At 56.5% G+C, this 17392-nt stretch carries 13 protein-coding genes; 10 read left to right on the forward strand and 3 right to left on the reverse strand.

What is annotated here, in order from left to right; translation table 11 throughout:
* Nucleotides 1-9 precede the first annotated feature (9 nt).
* From FJE54_RS09240 to FJE54_RS09260, 5 genes are all read left to right on the forward strand, one after another.
* Nucleotides 10-1005, forward strand: a complete 996-nt coding sequence (locus FJE54_RS09240; protein WP_139652505.1) for a uroporphyrinogen decarboxylase family protein — start codon at nt 10-12, stop codon at nt 1003-1005.
* 471 nt (nt 1006-1476) lie between these two features.
* Nucleotides 1477-3027, forward strand: a complete 1551-nt coding sequence (locus FJE54_RS09245; protein ID WP_180326680.1) for a helix-turn-helix transcriptional regulator — start codon at nt 1477-1479, stop codon at nt 3025-3027.
* Nucleotides 3028-3154: 127 nt separating this feature from the next.
* Nucleotides 3155-4369: an MFS transporter gene (locus FJE54_RS09250; RefSeq protein ID WP_139652507.1), complete on the forward strand. Its 1215-nt coding sequence runs from the start codon at nt 3155-3157 to the stop codon at nt 4367-4369.
* Nucleotides 4370-4372: 3 nt separating this feature from the next.
* A complete protein-coding gene (locus tag FJE54_RS09255) occupies nt 4373-4573 on the forward strand; it encodes a hypothetical protein (protein WP_139652508.1) in 201 nt (66 codons plus the stop codon).
* A 52-nt stretch (nt 4574-4625) separates the two neighbouring features.
* Nucleotides 4626-4979 carry a 4Fe-4S dicluster domain-containing protein gene (locus FJE54_RS09260; protein ID WP_139652509.1) on the forward strand — a complete coding sequence of 118 codons (354 nt, stop codon included), beginning with the start codon at nt 4626-4628 and terminating at the stop codon, nt 4977-4979.
* Here FJE54_RS09260 and FJE54_RS09265 read toward each other — a convergent pair.
* The gene (locus tag FJE54_RS09265; protein ID WP_139652510.1) at nt 4976-5659 is read right to left on the reverse strand and encodes a TetR/AcrR family transcriptional regulator; all 684 of its coding nucleotides are present in this window, start codon (nt 5657-5659) and stop codon (nt 4976-4978) included. The two genes, FJE54_RS09260 and FJE54_RS09265, sit on opposite strands and share 4 nt — an antisense overlap.
* Nucleotides 5660-6482: 823 nt before the next feature.
* Between FJE54_RS09265 and FJE54_RS09270 the strand changes: the two genes are divergently transcribed.
* The 5 genes from FJE54_RS09270 (at nt 6483) to FJE54_RS09290 (ending at nt 14268) form a co-directional block, all read left to right on the forward strand.
* Nucleotides 6483-9080 carry a molybdopterin-dependent oxidoreductase gene (locus tag FJE54_RS09270; protein ID WP_218971916.1) on the forward strand — a complete coding sequence of 866 codons (2598 nt, stop codon included), beginning with the start codon at nt 6483-6485 and terminating at the stop codon, nt 9078-9080.
* Nucleotides 9080-9892, forward strand: a complete 813-nt coding sequence (locus tag FJE54_RS09275; protein ID WP_139652511.1) for a 4Fe-4S dicluster domain-containing protein — start codon at nt 9080-9082, stop codon at nt 9890-9892. Before FJE54_RS09270 ends, FJE54_RS09275 begins: the two co-directional genes overlap by 1 nt.
* Before the next feature lie 100 nt (nt 9893-9992).
* The gene (locus FJE54_RS09280; RefSeq protein WP_139652512.1) at nt 9993-12281 is read left to right on the forward strand and encodes a molybdopterin-dependent oxidoreductase; all 2289 of its coding nucleotides are present in this window, start codon (nt 9993-9995) and stop codon (nt 12279-12281) included.
* A gap of 15 nt (nt 12282-12296) precedes the next feature.
* On the forward strand, nt 12297-12635 hold the full coding sequence (locus tag FJE54_RS09285; RefSeq protein ID WP_139652513.1) for a 4Fe-4S dicluster domain-containing protein: 339 nt from the start codon (nt 12297-12299) through the stop codon (nt 12633-12635).
* Between the two features lie 397 nt (nt 12636-13032).
* Complete coding sequence (locus FJE54_RS09290) at nt 13033-14268, forward strand: MFS transporter (protein WP_139652514.1); 1236 nt, start codon at nt 13033-13035, stop codon at nt 14266-14268.
* A 332-nt stretch (nt 14269-14600) separates the two neighbouring features.
* Here FJE54_RS09290 and FJE54_RS09295 read toward each other — a convergent pair whose 3' ends face one another.
* Both FJE54_RS09295 and FJE54_RS09300 read right to left on the reverse strand, forming a co-directional pair.
* Nucleotides 14601-14936, reverse strand: coding sequence for a 4Fe-4S dicluster domain-containing protein (locus FJE54_RS09295; RefSeq protein WP_139652515.1), 336 nt, complete (start codon nt 14934-14936; stop codon nt 14601-14603).
* 10 nt (nt 14937-14946) lie between these two features.
* On the reverse strand, nt 14947-17235 hold the full coding sequence (locus tag FJE54_RS09300) for a molybdopterin-containing oxidoreductase family protein (RefSeq protein ID WP_139652516.1): 2289 nt from the start codon (nt 17233-17235) through the stop codon (nt 14947-14949).
* Nucleotides 17236-17392: the final 157 nt, after the last annotated feature.

Here is a 17392-nt window from a genome sequence, read left to right on the forward strand (position 1 = left end):
GGAAAGCAGATGCTATCACCACGAGAGAATGCTATGGCGATATTGAATCGGGAGCAACCCGATTATTACAACGATTTCATGGATGTGGTCAGATGGATCCCCGATCCCGTCCGCGCACGCGATGCGATTCCCCAAGACGGAAAAGAGCATAAGGATTCATGGGGAACCGTCAAGGTGTTTTTGCCTGGTTCGCCAGGAGCACATCCTCATTTTACTTCCGACAACCTCGTCATCCCCGATATCGAAGCCTGGGAGAGGTACCTTAGGGTTCCCGAAATCGAGAATCTTGATTGGTCTCGCGCGAAAGAGGCGGCAGCCCAGATAGACCGCAGCCAGCATTTTGCAGGCTTGTTCATGGCGGCAGGCCTGTTCGAGCGCTCTCATTTCCTCATGGGCATGGAGGATGCTTTGTGCAATTACCTCGAATACCCCGACGAGATGGCCGATCTGCTCTCTGCCATTGCGAATTTCAAGATTCGCGAAATCGAAATCGCAGCCGAGACGGTGAAGCCCGACATCGTCTTTTTCCAGGACGACTGGGGCAGCAAGCAGAACCTCTTTCTGCCGCCAGCGGTGTGGCGCGAGATCATCAAGCCGCTGCAGATGAACATAGCGGATGCGATCCACGCGACGGGAGCTCTTTACGTGCATCATGCCGATTGCATTTGCGAGCCCATCGTCGAGGACATGGTGGAGCTGGGAATCGACATCTGGCAGGGTGTCATTCCCCAAAACGACATCGTGGAAATACAGCGCATCACCGAGGGCAGGCTGCCCATGGTCGGAGGCGTCGATGTGCCGGCAATCGACGTCGAGGGGCTTCCCGAAGAGGCGATTCGCGCCGAAGTGCGTCGCGCGATAGACACGTACTGTCCCGCTGGTCGCTTTTTTCCGGGTAAACCGAGCGGTCGCTGCTTTATCGAGCGCAACAACGCCATCTTCCTTGACGAGCTTGACTCATACGGGCGCATATGGGCTCGAGAGCATCCCGTTTCTAGGGGGTAGAAAACGGCATGTGCTATCAGTGCTCGGGGTGCGGAAGATGCCTTGAGGGGCAGGGTGTTCCTTCAGCAGCTCGGTGTCCGTGCTGCCGCCGGGAAGTTGACCCCGCTGTACGGTACTGCCCTTCATGCGGGGCGTTCATCCGCCCGAAAGCAGGAAGCGTTAAGGTCAAAGTGTCAGGTGCGCGCAGAGCTTCACCTGGCAGCGAGCACGGGGATATGTCTCGATAGCGAAGTGCCCCGTCTTACGAGGGCGTTTGTCAAAAACAGCGAAAAGCTCGAGATATATCGCTGAAATCGATGAAACGGCCCAAGGCGTTCACGACGGGGCCTCATGCTACACTTGCGTCATGGAGCCATCTGCTTAAGTCGAACGGGGGAGACTTAAATGCGGTACGACCATGCCAACGTGCTTGACGCATCGATCAATTTGAAATTTCAGCAAAAAGAATCTCCTGTTCAGGAGAGGCGCCGGGTGTTTTCCGTACATATCCCGGTTCTCTGCCTGATCGGATTCTCGTTGTACCTTGGTTGGATATTCTGCTTGTTCTGGAGTCCATCCATTGTGCCGATGGGGATATTCAGCGATTACCAGATCCACCTCATGCGCATGGCTATGACTATCGCAATGTTCTTCGCGTACGTCATACTCGGCCTCTTCGCGCGGTTTTTCGCATCTGAGCGGGGAGGAGCACTGCTCAAGGGAATCTCGCTTGTGCTGAGTCCCATGGTGTGTATTGTGGGCTTCTTTTCCCAAGGTATCGGTATGCCGGTTGCATTCGCGCTGTGGGCGGCAAGCGGGATAGGGTCTTCCGCTCTCTTGCTCGTGTGGTCGAAAAAGATCGTCGAGTTGACGAGAAAGCAAGTCATATTCTCGGTTTCGAGTGCATTTCTCATCGGTGCTTTCCTTTTTATTTCAACTGCGTTTATGCCGATGGGCATCGCTTATCTTGCGATCGGCTCGCTTCCGGTCATTTCGGTCGTGTTCGCCGTGTTTGCCATGTCTCGTTCTCTTACCATCGATACAGACGTGCTCGATGGGGGAAAGAAACGGGAAGAACACCAGTCGCAGGCGGCTGGAAAACCGACTTCTAGCTGTGACGAGAACGGCGATGAGGGCAAATCAGATCGCAAGGTTTCGTTCATGCGCACGATCCTGCTCGCGTTGGCATACAGCGTGGGTATCGGGTTCGTCGGATCGTGTGCAACGGTTACGGCGTATTATCCGGACGGATTGTATGTCATCGCCGCCGGCAACGCGTTCGCAGCGATCTTCACGGTTTTGTTCCTTGTGAGGAAACCGAAGGACATTGCCGTTATTCTCATCGAGGTATTTCTGCCGATCATGCTCGTATGCATCTTTCTGTTTTCATTCGTGGGGCATGCCGGCCAGCTTGTGTGCATCTTCGTCATGCTTGCGCTCTTGGCATGCCATGACATCGTCGACATCGCCGACGTTTCGAAAAGTTCGCTTCTGTTCGGTGAGAACTACATTCGGACGTTCGCAGTCGGTCGAACGCTGAACGGACTGGGCTGTACATTCGGATGGATAGTCGGTATGGCGCTCAGTTTCTCGCCTGGCATCGATGCAAGCGGCAGATTGTTCATATGCTTTGCGCTCGTTGTCTTTCTCGTGGTCATCACGAGTTTCGCCGTGTTCCACCCGGGTCCGCTCTCGTATGTTCGCTCCGTGAAGATGGATGCGGTTCTCGAAGCGCGGAGGGCAAGCGCGATCGAGGGGGACCCAGGAGCGCTGCTCCATGCGAAAGTCGAGCGAATTGCCCAGATGTACGATTTGACTGCGCGGCAGGCGGAGGTTCTGATATGCCTTGCCCAAGGGCGCAACGCCAGCTATATCGCTCAGAAGTTTACGATCTCCACACATACGGCGAAAAGTCACATCTACAATATATATAATAAATTAAGTATTCACTCGCAGCAAGAGCTACTCGATATTGTAGAAGTTGCGCAGTGCGAGGAGCTCACGCAACGGACTCCGACATCACCTGCGGATTCACATGCTTAATACCGAGAGTCTGATCTTCTGCCCATCAGTATCTAAGCGCCTTGGCCTCGGTGCGGCGCATTGATAGGCTTCCGATGACCGTTCGGTATGGGAGGCGAGGCCTTCCAGCGGGGGCAAGGGGGATACTATGTCAAACGGAAAAGTGAAACACCGTTCGAAGCTCGGCACGAAAGCAACTCTGCTTTTGTGCGCGTGCGACAGCAATGCGCTCGGTTCTGAGATGACGCCTATCCTTGCGGTAATCGCGCTTGCTTTTCCCGGGGAGAACGTCAATCTCCTTGTGGCGCTGCCGCCTCTGTGCATCATTCCCGCATCGCTCATCGCGGCGAAACTCTCGTACTATATCAGCCGAAAAACCATTCTTACCGTCGGCCAGATACTGTTTATCATCGGCGGTATAGGAGGAGCATTCGCTCCGAACTTCGAAATGCTTCTCGTGACGCGCGTGTTTTTCGGGCTTGGCTGCGGTTTGGTGTACCCGATCGTGCCGACGCTCATTTCTTATTTCTTTGCCGGAAATGAGCGTGCGAGCATGATGGGCGGCGCCAATGCCGTTGGCAGCATCATCGCCATGGTCTTCTCGACCTTGTCCGGGACACTCGCCGTTATCGGATGGCACGTTCCGTTTTTCATCAACATATTCTTCATCTTCGTGCTCATCATGCAGATCATCTTTTTGCCGAAGGTTCCGCCCGAGAAAGACATGCCGTTTGCAAAGGAGGCTGCAAAGCTTTCTCCCGAGCAGAAGCGCATAGGCCGTCGCGCCTGGATGGGCATCCTGCTCATGTTTGTGACGATGACCATCAGTATGGTCTACCTTTTGAAGCTTGCGATTTTCATACAGGAGACAGGTATCGGCGATTCGGTTATGGCGGGGCTCGCCTCGTCGTCAACCACGTTCGTTGCGCTCGTCATCTCGCTTTTGTTCATGTTCATTTTCAGAAAGCTCAAGCGCTATACCGTGCTCGTCTCTATGGCTTCGATCGCGCTTGCGTTTACTCTGCTTGCCTTTGCGACGACTCCTGCCGGAGTGTTCGCCGGTGCCATCGTGTACGGCGTGTACCTCGGCACGATCATTCCGTATCTGCAAACGACGTTGAGCGGGCTCGTTCATCCATACCGCCGCACGTATGCGCTTTCGATTCTGTCGATGGCGATGTTTGCAGGTCAAGCTTGTTCGTCGGTGTACGTACAAACGGTCGAGGGCATCATCGGCACCAGTACGGCAGCCATGTTCGAGGTCATGTCGGTGACGTTCATTGCCTTGTTCGTCATTGTGCTCGTGTATTTGCTCGCTACGCGGAAAAACGCCGAGTTTCCCTACAGCGATGTGACGGAGTGAGCCGTGTGCTGCCCGTGCAACCATTGCGGCAAGTGCGCCGATCGACAAGGGCGCTGCATCGTGTGCCATAAGAAGCTTGCTCACGTGTTCGCACCCGTGTGCGACGCATGCGGTGCAGCGCAACCGCCGACGCCGGGCACGCCTCTTACGGTAAGCTCGGGCGGGTTTCACCGCAACGACGAAGCGCACCGCGGGCAGGAGTGATTCGACGACGGCTGGCTGAAGGCGCATAAACCATAAGTGACGGGGGTGCGATATGGGCGTAAAAAGAGGTTTGCTGATCGATTACGAGTTTTGTTTAGGCTGCTCGGAATGCGAGACTGCGTGCATGGCCGCTCACGGGTGCGGTCCCGATATGATGGGCATCAAGGTTACGAAGCTCGGCCCGTGGAAAACGCGCGATGGGGCATGGCAATACGATTTCGTCCCGATACCGACCGATTGGTGCGATTTGTGCGCTGAGCGACTGAACAAGGGGAACAGGCCCGCGTGTGTGCGCCATTGCCAATATGGCGTCATTACGTACGGTTCGATTGACGAGCTCGTCTCATTCGTGAAAACCAAGCCCAAGATGATGCTTTTTACGCCGAAGAGCCCCGATAACGTTTAGCTTCGAAGGCCGTCCATCGATCCGAACAGGTGCTTGTCGATGTTGGCGATGGGCGATGCACCGCTTTGCACCGTGGTGAGTTTCTCGTAGAGCGACCCCCAGATCGCATCGATGTGACTCAGGTAAAAGGCGCGCAGGTCCTTTTCGTCGAGTTGGCCTTTCTTCCTGAATCGGTAAAGATCGTTGCAATGCCGGTACAGCCCCATGACTACCGAAGCGCACAAAACCACCTGATCGTTCGGCTCGATGCCGCAGTTTAGCTGTTCCTGCTTGAACAGGTTGCAGTAAATCGATTCGGTTGCGAGGATGTTCTCGAGCTCGAACCTGGCGAACATGCCGTGCTCATCGCGGGCCGAATGGAGAATATAGCTTACATCAAACAGACAGAACATGGTTTTGAAATCGTACACCATGGTTTCGAGCACTTTGGTTTTCAACGGCATCTCTGCAGGCAGATTACTCGCAAACGACTTGAGAGAGTAGATGTTCTCCTTGCCGAATTTCCGAAGGATCGATTCTTTGGTGGGAAAGTACTTATAGAGCGTACGGGTCGAAACATCGGCTTCCGCTGCGATATCGGTGAGGGTTGTTTGCTTGTACCCCTGCTCGCAAAACAGGTCGATGGCAACATCGTAGAGATGTTGCTCGGTCAGCTGCTTTTTTTCTTCGCGATTCGCCATGATACCCCGTCTTCCCTACGGCGTCGAACCGGTGGTTAGTTTCGGTTCGACGTACCAAACGCATGATTTCATTATAGACGTTCGGGACGATGACCGACGGGCTTATCGCCTGTCTTCCGCGGTGGTTTCGTCATCGAAGGCGGGAGTCTCTTCGACGGGGCGCGCGATTCCCGCTGGAAGTGGAAGCGGCTTGCCGCAGGCGGAGCACCGATGAGCTTCCGGTTTAACGGGAGCGCGACAGAAAGGACATGCGTGTTCGAGTTCCCTCATCCACTCGCGGCATGTTCCGCAACCGCTGCAACTGTAGCATGCGCCCATCGACATCCGTTTCTTCCGTATTGCTTTCGGGAAAATGATACGCGACGAAAAGTAAGTTGCCAGGAGCTGTAAAGCGGCAGGCAGTGAATGGCTATTGACCGGGTCGAACCAGATCAAAAGCACGCTTTCGTGCCATTTTTCACGACTTGGCACGCGCGATGCGAAAGCTGTCGCAAGACCGTTCGGAATGAAAAACTTACTTTTTTCCTGCTAGACTTGCGGCAGCAGAAACATCTGATTGAGAAGGTTGGCGGCATGGCTTTGCGACAAATCGAAAGGGCGCCGTTTACGGGGGGTTTGGCATTCTCCTGGCGCTTCGTCGAGCAAAGCTTCCATAACGACAACCGTCTCTCGTGGTGGCTCTCGCATCTTTCCTCACCGCTTGACTAAGCGCGTTTTTCGCAACGCACCATCGCTAAAAAATCTATTCGATACGGCCTGACGCAGGGTTTCTCGCCGTGCGCATAGTGCCGATTTCAACTCGGAAGAACAAGGGGGAGACAACGTGACAGACGGTATCAGCACCACAATCAAAACCATGGGATTCTGCGGACCGTGCTCGGCTTCGGAGCCCGCCGAAGTCGATGTGAGAAACGGAAGGATCGTTCGCATCCGGCCGTTCGACTACCAAGCGAACGCTTCAGGGGGAGTGCTTCCTCGCTGGTCGATCAAGGCGCGCGGCTGCGAGTTCAAGGCGGCGGAGAAATCGGAGATCACCCCGTTCGCTTTGGCGACCAAACACAGAGTGTATTCGCCCAACCGCATCCTCTATCCCATGAAGCGCGTGGATTGGGATCCGAACGGCGAACGTAACCCGCAGAACCGCGGGCGTTCGAAGTATATACGTATCACATGGGATGAAGCTACGGAGCTTATCGCAAGCGAAGTGAGGCGCGTGCACGAGCGCTACGGCGTGAATTCGATCTTCGTGCAATCGGACGGACACCATCAGGTGAAGACGCTTCACGGTCCTCGCGGATGCGAAGGCGCGCTGCTCGATGTGCTGGGAGGCTATTGCCTGCAAGCACGAAATCCCGACAGCTGGGAGGGCTGGTATTGGGGCGCGAAGCACATCTGGGGTTGCGATCCGGTGGGCGAAGGAGATCAGCAGAACCTGTTTTTCGATGTCGCCCAAAACACCGACACCGTGCTGTTCTGGGGTTGCGACGTCGTAACGACACCGTGGGGATGGGGTGGCCATTTCCCAAGCCGGTACTGCTTCTTCCTGCACGATATCGGCGTGCGCCAGATATACATCTGCCCCGATGTGAACTACGGTGCTGCCGTGCATGCCGACAAGTGGATACCGGTGCTTCCCAACACCGATGCGGCTTTGCAGCTTGCGATCGCCCATACGTGGATCAAGGAAGGCACGTACGATAAGGAGTACCTTGCAACCCACGCTGTGGGTTTCGACTGGTTTGAGTACCATGTCATGGGCGGCGACGACGGCATCGAGAAGACCCCCGAGTGGGCCGAGGGCATCTGCGGCGTGCCTGCCCGCATCATCAAAGCACTGGCCCGGTCGTGGGCGAAGGAGAACGTGTCGATCGCCCACAGCAACGGCGGCTCCTACATCCGCTCGACGTATTCGCATGAACCAGCGCGCCTCGAGGTTGCGCTGCTCGGCATGCAGGCGCTCGGACATCCTGGGCGCAACCAGCTCAAGATGATGGAGTACCAGCTGTTCAGCCTGCCCCAGCAAACGCCTATTCCCCGTTCTCAGTTTATTCCGAACCTGTTCGCGGTTCTGCTTCCCTATGCGGCCGATACGCGCGATTCGATCGTTCCCGAAACCCTCGTGCCCGAGGCGCTTGCGGGCGAATTCGACCACGAGCATCCGCTTACCTGGTACGGCTGTACCGTTGCCGGCGTACCGGTGGAGGATCAGTTCCGCAAGATGCAGTACCCGGCAGAGGGCTCAGAACGGATCCATATGGTGTGGATCGATTCACCGAAATGGACGTCGTCATGGAACGGCGGCTTCAAGTTCATCGAAGCGCTCCATTCCGATCATATCGAATGCGTGGTCGCGCAGCACATCTGGATGGAGGATGATTGTCTGCTTGCCGATATCATCCTGCCCGTGAACACGAAGTTCGAAGAGCGCGATATCAACTGCGACATCATGTCGGGTAACTACAACACGCTCGTCCTGGAAGAGCAGTCGATCGAGCCGCTTGGAGAATCCAAGAGCGATTGGGAATGCGCAGTCGCCGTTGCCGAGAAGCTTGGAGTCGTCGAGCAACTTACCGGGGGCACGTCTCTCGAGGACAAGATGCGCATCGGGTTCGAGAACTCGGGCGTTCAGGACTTCATGTCGTTCGAGGAGTTTCTGGAGAAGAAAAGCTTCATTGTTCCGCCTGCCGAGGGGTGGGAAGACGATGCGGCAGGGTTTTACGGATTCTATGCCGATCCCGAGCGCCATCCGCTTACGACGCCGACCGGCAAGATCGAGTACTATTCGTCTCGTCTGGCGGAGAATTTCCCCGAAGACAAAGAGCGCATGCCCTATCCGCGGTGGATCGAGAAAGGGGAGACGCATCCGGATGAGCGCTTGACCACTCCACGTGCGAAACAGTACCCCTACCTGCTCGTATCGAACCATCCTCACTGGCGCTTACATTCCCAGCTGGACGATTGCGCGTGGTTCCGCGAGATCAAGACCTGCAAGGTCATCGGCCCCGACGGATACGCGTACGAACCGATATGGATCAACCCCCTCGATGCGCATGCACTCGATGTTTCATCGGGCGATGTGGTGAAGATATTCAACGATCGCGGCTGGACGATGGGCGGCGTGTACGTAACCGAACGCATACGCCCTGGCGCCGTGCTGCAGGATCACGGTGCCCGTATGGATCCGATCGAGCTTGGCGTGTCGGATCGAGGCGGTACCAACAATCTGATCGCTCCGAAAGCCATTGCTTCGAAAAACTGCGCAGGCGAGGTGACGAGCGGGTATTTGGTGGGTATAGAGAAAGTCGATGTATTCGAATTGGCGCAGCGGTATCCCGAGGCGTTTTCGCGACCGTACGATCCCGAGACCGGCCCGCTGCACATCGTGGATGCTTGGCTCGAGGAAGGCAAGGAGGTGCTCTGATGAAGGTGTTTATCGTTGACGTCGCGAAGTGCAACGGGTGCTACGGGTGCCAGGTGGCATGCAAAGACGAGCATGTAGGCAATACGTGGGAACCGTACTCGCTTCCGCAGCCCAATACGGGACAGTTCTGGATGCGTGTCAAGGAAAAGGACCATGGTCAGGTGCCAAAAGTGTGCGTCGAGTACACGCCGTGGCCATGCATGCATTGCGATGACCCGAAATGCAAGCAAGCGGCTCCCGAAGCGGTCTATAAGCGCGATGACGGATTGGTGATCATCGATCCGGTGAAAGCGAAGGGTCGTCGCGAACTCGTTGAAGCATGTCCGTATGGTGCCGTTTTCTACAACGAAGAGCTCGATGTAGCACAAAAGTGCACCGGGTGCGCCCACTTGGTGGACGAGGGCGCGATGCCGCACTGTGTCGATCTGTGCGCAACCGGGGGTCTCAGATTCGGCGATGAGGAAAAATTCGCCGAAGAGATAGCTCGCGCCGAAACGTTCGTTCCGGAGGATGGATGCAAACCGCGCGTGTATTACCTGAACCTGCCGCATCTGTTCATTGCGGGGGACGTGTGGGATCCCTCCGAAAACGAGATCGTCGAGAATGCGAAGGTGACGCTCGTCCTGCCTGACGGAACCGAACGCGAAACGAAGACCGACGACTTCGGCGATTTCTATTTCCGCCGCATAGACGAAGGCGTCTATGACGTGAGGATCGAAGCGGACGGATTTGAACCGGTCGAGAAGCGCGGGATCGAACTCGATGAAAGCTTGAACCTTGGAGATTTCCCGCTTGTAAGGGTTTCGGGTTAGCGGCTGCTGCCTAAAGGGCTTTGTTCGGCGAAATTCGGAGCAAAACGCTTCGATAAAGGGGCGAATGATAAGACGAAAGCGGAAGACCGAGGAGGATACTATGCCAACACTGCATTTTAACGAACACGCGTCACCAGCAATGGTCGAACTCGAAGACGGTACACGGGTGTACCGTACGTGCTCGGCGGGCATCGGTTGCCATAATCTTGGGTGCGGGCTCAAAGTGTTCGTAAAGGACGGGAAGCTTGTCAAAGTGGAGGGTGACGAGGAGAATCCCATCTCAAAAGGCCGTCTGTGCGTACGATGCCTGACGGCGAAAGAGTACTATTACCATAAAGACCGAATCCTGCATCCTTTGAAGCGTGCCCGCGAGGATCGGGGAAAGGATGCATGGGAGCGTATCAGCTGGGATGAGGCCCTCGATACGATCATCGCGCACTACAAACAAACCGTCGAGGAATACGGCATTGGCGCGGTAAGCGTCTGGTGCGGCACGGGCCGCGAGGCGAGCCAAGTACACTTCCAGATGGCGAACGACGTATTCGGCACGGTGAACGCAGTGCATCCTAACAGCGGATGGTCCTGCATCGTGCCGCGCATGGCGGCGATGCTATGGACTATGGGCAGCTCCTACATCGAGGCTGATAACTCGATCGGGTTTCCCGACCGCTACGACGATCCGCGATGGGTCTGTCCGAACTACATGCTTGTATGGGGACGCGATCCCTTGCGGTCGAACCCCGATGGGCTGTTCGGTCATTCCATCGTGGAGATGATGAAGCTCGGCATGAAGCTCATCGTTGCCGACCCACGCGTGAACTGGCTCGCGACGCGCGCCGAAGTCCATTTGCAGCTGCGTCCCGGCACCGACGGTGCGCTTGCTCTCGGACTGCTCAACGTGGTGATCGAGGAGGATCTGTACGATCATGAATTCGTCGAAGCTTGGTGCTACGGCTTCGATGAGCTTGCGGCGCGCGTGAAGGAGTATCCGGTCGACAAGGTCGCCGCGATCACCGAGGTCGACGCCGAAGACATACGGCGCGCCGCTCGCTGCCTCGCCCAAAGTCCCTCGACGCTTTCGATGGGGCTCGCGGTCGATCAGAATCCCAATACGCTCCAGATCGGCCATGCGCTCCTTTCGCTGTTCGCCATAACGGGCAGCATGGATGTGCCAGGAGGCTGCTTCATGGGTATGCCTCCCATCTTTGCAGGCATGGCTGAAAACGCCCTGGTGGCCGAAGAAGCAGGCGAGCCCGAGGGGCTTGCCCTGCACGGCAACATCGGCGTCGAGCCGCTCGGCCACGACCGGTATCCTGCTATGAGCGCCATCGTAAATACGACTCATCCCGATGCTACGCTCGACGTGCTCGAGACGAACGTGCCGTACAAAATCCGCTTTGCCTATATCTTCGGGCACAACACCATCTCGTGCATGGTTCCGCAGCCTCACCGTTGGCTCGAGGCGATGCGCAAGATCGATTTCGTCGCGGTGGCCGATCTGTTCATGACACCGACCATCATGGGAGTTGCTGACATCGTGCTGCCAGCGGCGACATTCTTCGAAAAACAGGGCTACGTGTCCAATAACAACGCTTCGCAACCAGGTCAGATGGGTGCCATCATTCCTATTCTCGAACCCGAGGGGGAATGTCGAGCCGATCTCGAGATCATGCTCGAGCTGCATCGCAGGCTCTATCCCAACAGCAAAAAGCCCGGGTGGGCGTCTTCTTCGGATTTCATCGACAGCCAGCTTGAGAAAATGCGCGGTGTTGATGCGACGTACGAAGATCTGTGCGAGCACGTGGTCGGCCAGTACGAGATCGAGTACAAAAAATACGAGAAGGGCCTTCTGCGGGCCGATGGCTCCCCTGGGTTCAACACGCCCACTGGGCGCATCGAGCTGTATTCGACGGTGCTGCAAAACCTCGGTGACGATCCTCTGCCGTATTACATCGAACCGAAATTCAGCGCGGTGTCGCGTCCTGATCTGGCAGAAGAGTACCCGCTTACGGTGACGACGGGCGGACGTCGTTTCACCTCGTTCCATTCGGAAAACCGCCAGATCGAGACGCTGCGCGAAATCCACCCGTGGCCGACGGTACAGATACATCCCGCTACTGCGGACGAATACGGCATTACCGAGGGCTCCGAAGTCGTGATCGAAAACCAGCTCGGAAAAGTGGTGATGCGGGCGCATCTGACCCCTATCGTCAAAGAAACCGTCGTGAGTTGCGATCACGGCTGGTGGCTTCCTGAAGCTGATCCTGAGAGCCTGTTCGATGTCTTCAAAGTGAACGTAAACCAGCTCATTCCCCACGAGGAAAACGGACCGCTCGGATTCGGAACCCATTACAAGAGCATGCCCTGCAAGATATATCGGGCCGAGTAGCGAAAGGAAGCGATGATGGCTCAGTATGGACTTCTCATAGACAACGAATACTGCACGGGCTGCCATTCCTGCGAAGTAGCGTGCAAGAACGAACACGATCTGCCCCACGGACAATGGGGGATCAAGGTTCTCGAGCTAGGGCCGTGGAAGCTTGAAGACGGCAAGCATTGGGAATACCGCTATATACCGGTTCCCACAACGGTGTGCGATCTGTGCGCAGACCGTGTGGCTGCAGGCGAGCGACCCAGTTGTGTGCACCATTGCCTTGCGAGCGCCATGGAGTACGGAACGCTCGAAGAGCTTGCGGTCAAGATGGCCGAGAAGGGAAGGATGGCTTCGATCTTCGTTCCGTAGGCGCTGTCTCGCGCGTGCAAAGAGCGTCGTGCATTGCGATGGTAGTGCTTTGCACGGCGCTTCGGCACAGGTGCAGGGCTTTGCGATTCGGACGTGAAAAGAACGTTGTCAAACGGCATGCGAGCTGTAAAACCCCTTATCGGAAGCTTGCTCCCTGTTCAAAACTTACTTTTTGTCACCCATACTCTCTATGGATGGAATGGATTGAAGGGGAACATCGACCTTGTGCCATCCGATTCCGGCGAGTCGTTTTTGCAAAGGCTGCTCGTGCCAAGTTGCTTTCGCAAAGATCTCTAACGATTGTCGGTGCCAGGGGAGATGTTGGTTCGAGGAGGTGAAAAGGTACCCGGATCCAGCAGGCGTCACTTAGTATCATATTACAAAGGAGGAATTACCCATGTCTGAGAAAATGAAGATATCTGCCGGTCAAATCGGCGTCTTCGCCGCGCTGATGTGCATGTATTTCATTGCACCGACGCATAGTGCCGTTAACGTGGCTTCGACCGGCCTTATGAGCACGTACGGAGTCGATGCAAACGCCATTTCCTATATGGTTTCCATCACGAATCTGCTCGAGATCCCCGCCGCGTTCGTCATCGGCCTCGTTGCAGGCCGTAAGCTGAGCTATCGGGTATGCGCTCTGCTTGCCACAGCGCTCGTATTCATCGGAGGTTTGCCGACGTTTCTGGGCGCTACGCTTCCGTGGGAGGGCATCCTCGTTACGCGTGCGATCCTCGGCCTTGGCCTTGGCTGCTTCATGCCCGTCGTGCTCGGCGTTATCACGCTCATGTTCCAAAGGGAATCCGTGCGCGCTACTATGATGAGCGTTGCCTCGGTCATCTTCAACATCGGCATGATCGTGACCACCAACGTAGCCGGTATCCTCGGTGCCATATCGTGGAACCTCGCGTGGGGCATCTACCTGTTCTCGCTCGTTCCGTTCGTGCTCTGCATCTTCCTGCTTACTCCCAAAAACGTTCCTGCGGTTCCCGAAACCGATGAGAAGGGCGAGAAGGTCAAGATCAAGCTTCCGGTTTCCGGGTGGCTCCTTCTCGTTCTGTTCCTCGGCGGCATCATTATGAGTCAGTCGCTCTTCAACCTCGGCGGCGCAACCATCGGTGCTGTGGTGGATAACCCGGCCGTTATCGGTACCATCTTCTCGCTGTTCTCCGTCGGAGCCATCGCTGCAGCGCTTCTGTTCGGTCCCGCTTATAAGTTTCTCAACGCAAGCGTGATCCCTGCGTTCTGGATCGTCGGTATCATCGGGTATGTCCTGTGGTACGTTGCCCATGTTACGGGCAATATCCCGCTGTTCTACGTCGCCATCATCCTTGCCGGTTTCGGCACAAACACGATGACCGTCGGCGTGCCTATGTTGCTCTCGACGTTCGTCGCTCCCGCCATCGTCGGTGCGGTCATGGGCTTCAGCTACGTGTTCCAAAACGGCGGCGGTTTCCTGGCTTCTCCGATCGATCAGCTGGTTTCCACCGTCGCCGGTGCCGATGCCATCATGAGCTCGGTGTGGATATTCAACATAGTCATCGGCGTCATCGTGCTCATCGGCTTGTTCTATGTGGCCAAGAAAGCCAAAGCCATGAGCGCTGAGAAGGCTGCTGAAACTACGGAGGCGTAAAGCAACCGCTCGATACGCGCGTTACAGGTGGCGGCCGGTTTTCCGGCCGCCTTTGCTATGGGCGGGGTTTGTCTCTCGCTCAGAAGGTCTGACGCTTAACCGGGATCGGAAGCGTTAACGGGCGCGGGTACGCGCCCATGCGAGACTGTCCGATCGTGCTTGTTCTACGGCAGGGTCAATTCCAGGTGCAAAACGGCTTGCAACTCGGGTGCGTTGGGATGGCTCCAGAAACGAGGAAGCCCCCAACTCGTTTTGAGCTGGAGGCTTCCTGTCGGTAACTCGCTCGCATCCAATACAGCAATGATGCATCGGATGGCCGTTGAGCAGGGGTCTTACGGTAAAAAGATCGCCGCTTTGCCACCGAGCTCGTCGAGTTTTTTCGAGAGCTCCTCAACCGGGCCCCATTCGATGACGTTTGCGAGGCAGTGCAGCGCGCAGGTGGGAGTGCCGCCCGCGTTCACGCGGTCTTCGCACATATCGCAATAGCTCGTCGGGAAGGGAAGGTAGTTCCATTCGAGCTTTCCCTCTTCCATTTCGAAGGGGCCGAACTCGACTACCTTGATACCCCATTTGTCCAGGGGAAAGCCGTGCTCGTTTTTGCACGCGAGCTCGCAGCTTTGGCAGCCGGTGCAGTACTGATAGTCAATCAGCAGTCCGTTTTTACTCATGGTCGCCTCCTTAGCTGAGCACGCGTTCTTCGTTCGGGGTCCTGTACACCTTTACCGGAACCTGCTTGTAGGGGGCTCCGAATCCCATCTTTCCGAGCACGCGGTGCGGGATGAGGCTGTTGACGTTAGATTTCCAGACGCCGTACAGATTCGGTTCCTCACCGTCTTGCTCCGGATACCACCAGCCATGCGCCGCAGCCACCACATCTTTGCGGACGACGGGTGTCACTTTGGCGATCTCATGCGCGCTGCCCCAGGGGTTCTCGATCGTCACCTCGTCACCGTCTTTGATGCCGAGCTCCTCGGCTGCTTCGGGATGTATTTCGAGATAGGGATCGGGCGTCAGTTGCCTGAGGCTCGGGATCTGCCTGTGCTCGGAGTGGAACGATGCGAAGTAGCGGGCACCTGTCGTGCACATAAAGGGGTATTCCTTTGCCAGATCGGGACGCGCTTCGGCACCGAGCTTCGGCGGGAAGTAATAGGGCAGTGGATCGTCGCCAAGAGATTGGTAGCCGGTCGACCACAGCTCGACGCGGCCGGTGGTCGTTTGGAAACCCGGTTGCCCGTCTGTGCGGATAAGCCCGCGCTCGTGCTTATGGTATCCACCGATATCGTTGGTTGCCACTACTTTCTCGGAAAGCTCTTCCCAGGTGGTATCCATCTTGCCTACATCATCGGTCAGGTATTCTTCGACCGTTTTAAACGGATACTCCTCACCGTAAGCCTTCTCGTAGAACGCGTTTCCGAAATGGATGAGCATTTCAAGGTCGGATTTGCATTCACCGACCTGCAGGCCCTTGTTGATGGCTCCGGCGATGCCCATTTGGCACCCTTGGTTGGTCATGACGATGCCGTCGTGCTCGGCCCAGGTAGCCAAGGGCAGCACCACATCGGCCAGCGCCATGACGGTTGGGGTCATGAACATCTCTTTGGCAACGGTGAACTCCATTTTCATGAGCGCATCGTGCCAGCGTTTGGGTTGCGCAGAACAGGTGGGGGAGAGCAGGTTTGTCGAATCGAGCCATGCCATCTTGAGCTCATAGGGACGACCTGTTTCAAGCGCTTCGAGCGTGATGTCGGGATGCGTTGTGTTCAGAAGCACTTTCACGATGGGATAGGTGTCCCATCCGATGCACTTGTTCTTGAGCTCGTCGCTCATGAAATCGGTGGCACCGGTCATCTCGAACTGCATTTGCACGCCGACAACCGTTCCCCCGGGCACGTCGAGGTTTCCGGTGATGGCGGCCATGGCGATGAGGCATTGCGTCACCTGACAGCCGTTGGGGTTCTGATCGACGGCTACGCCCATGAGCAGGCTCCAGTGATGCTCTCCGTCAAAGCCGAGCTTGCGAGCGCACACGCGAATCTCGTCGGCCGTGATGCCGCATGTTTCGGCGGCGAATTCGGGTGTGTACTCCTGCACGCGCTCGGCGAGCTCGTCGAATCCGTAGCACCACTTGTCGATGAAATCGTGATCGACCATATCCTCGTTGATGAGGACGTTCAGGATAGCGAGGCAGAGGGCGCCGTCAGTGCCGGGGATGATCTGCAGCACTTGATCGGCGCGGGTTGCAAGCCAGTTCACGCGGGGATCGACCATGATGAGCTTGCTGCCGCGCTTCATGATCTCGATGAGGGCATGCCCCCACAGGCCGTCTGGATTGGATTTCAGGGGCTCTTTACCCAGGCAGAATACATAGTCGGGGCGCGTCCATTCCGGATCGTCCCATACCTCGAGAGATCCGCCGTTGAAATCGAGCTCGATGTAGGCGCTGCCGAGCATCATGGTCATTGCGGTTTGGCGCGGGCCCATGCACGACCAACCCGACTGCGCATAGCAGTTGTTAGGTGTTCTGAGCACCTTCGAAGAAAGCGTGAACCCGTAGCGCACAGCCTCGCGGCCCGTTCCCATGTACACGCAGATCGATTCTGATCCGTACTTCGCGCGAATCTCCTCGGTTTTAGATACGATGAGCTCGGTTGCCTCGTCCCAGCTGATCCGCTCCCATGTGTCGAGCCCCCGGTCTTCGCGGGCGCGCTTCATGGGATAGAGGATGCGGTCGGGATGGTACACCGCCTCTTTAAGCGCAAGGCACCGGGGGCACAGACGTCCCTGCGTGAGCTGATGATCGGGATCGCCCTCTACTTTGACGAGTTCGCCGTCTTTGACGAACAGTCGGATGCCGCACCCGACCGCGTGACATCCCGGCGGCGACCAGGCGCAGGTGCGGATGATCTTCGTGCCGTCATCTTGCACCTGCTCTTTCGGCGCGGGATTGTCTTTGAAATGAAAAGCCATTCTGCACTCCTATCTTTGGGTATGCGCACGCATCCTTCGGGCGCACGCATTGGTGTGAAAAGAGAGGTCGTCTGATTGCTTGGCAGCAAAATCCTAGAGCCAAACAAGTAAGTTTCCCAGAGTCTGAAACGAGTGCAGAGGGACTCGGCTTCCTTGC

Origin of the sequence: Raoultibacter phocaeensis, from assembly GCF_901411515.1 — a bacterium.
GTDB lineage: Bacteria > Actinomycetota > Coriobacteriia > Coriobacteriales > Eggerthellaceae > Raoultibacter > Raoultibacter phocaeensis.

What these genes read in the sequence shown, in the direction of transcription:
- FJE54_RS09280 (WP_139652512.1), top strand. Translation starts at nt 9,993, where the DNA reads ATGCCAACACTGCATTTTAACGAACACGCGTCACCAGCAATGGTCGAA.
- FJE54_RS09250 (WP_139652507.1), top strand. Translation starts at nt 3,155, where the DNA reads ATGTCAAACGGAAAAGTGAAACACCGTTCGAAGCTCGGCACGAAAGCA.
- FJE54_RS09265 (WP_139652510.1), bottom strand. Translation starts at nt 5,659, where the DNA reads ATGGCGAATCGCGAAGAAAAAAAGCAGCTGACCGAGCAACATCTCTAC.
- FJE54_RS09240 (WP_139652505.1), top strand. Translation starts at nt 10, where the DNA reads ATGCTATCACCACGAGAGAATGCTATGGCGATATTGAATCGGGAGCAA.
- FJE54_RS09300 (WP_139652516.1), bottom strand. Translation starts at nt 17,235, where the DNA reads ATGGCTTTTCATTTCAAAGACAATCCCGCGCCGAAAGAGCAGGTGCAA.
- FJE54_RS09285 (WP_139652513.1), top strand. Translation starts at nt 12,297, where the DNA reads ATGGCTCAGTATGGACTTCTCATAGACAACGAATACTGCACGGGCTGC.
- FJE54_RS09295 (WP_139652515.1), bottom strand. Translation starts at nt 14,936, where the DNA reads ATGAGTAAAAACGGACTGCTGATTGACTATCAGTACTGCACCGGCTGC.
- FJE54_RS09275 (WP_139652511.1), top strand. Translation starts at nt 9,080, where the DNA reads ATGAAGGTGTTTATCGTTGACGTCGCGAAGTGCAACGGGTGCTACGGG.
- FJE54_RS09290 (WP_139652514.1), top strand. Translation starts at nt 13,033, where the DNA reads ATGTCTGAGAAAATGAAGATATCTGCCGGTCAAATCGGCGTCTTCGCC.
- FJE54_RS09260 (WP_139652509.1), top strand. Translation starts at nt 4,626, where the DNA reads ATGGGCGTAAAAAGAGGTTTGCTGATCGATTACGAGTTTTGTTTAGGC.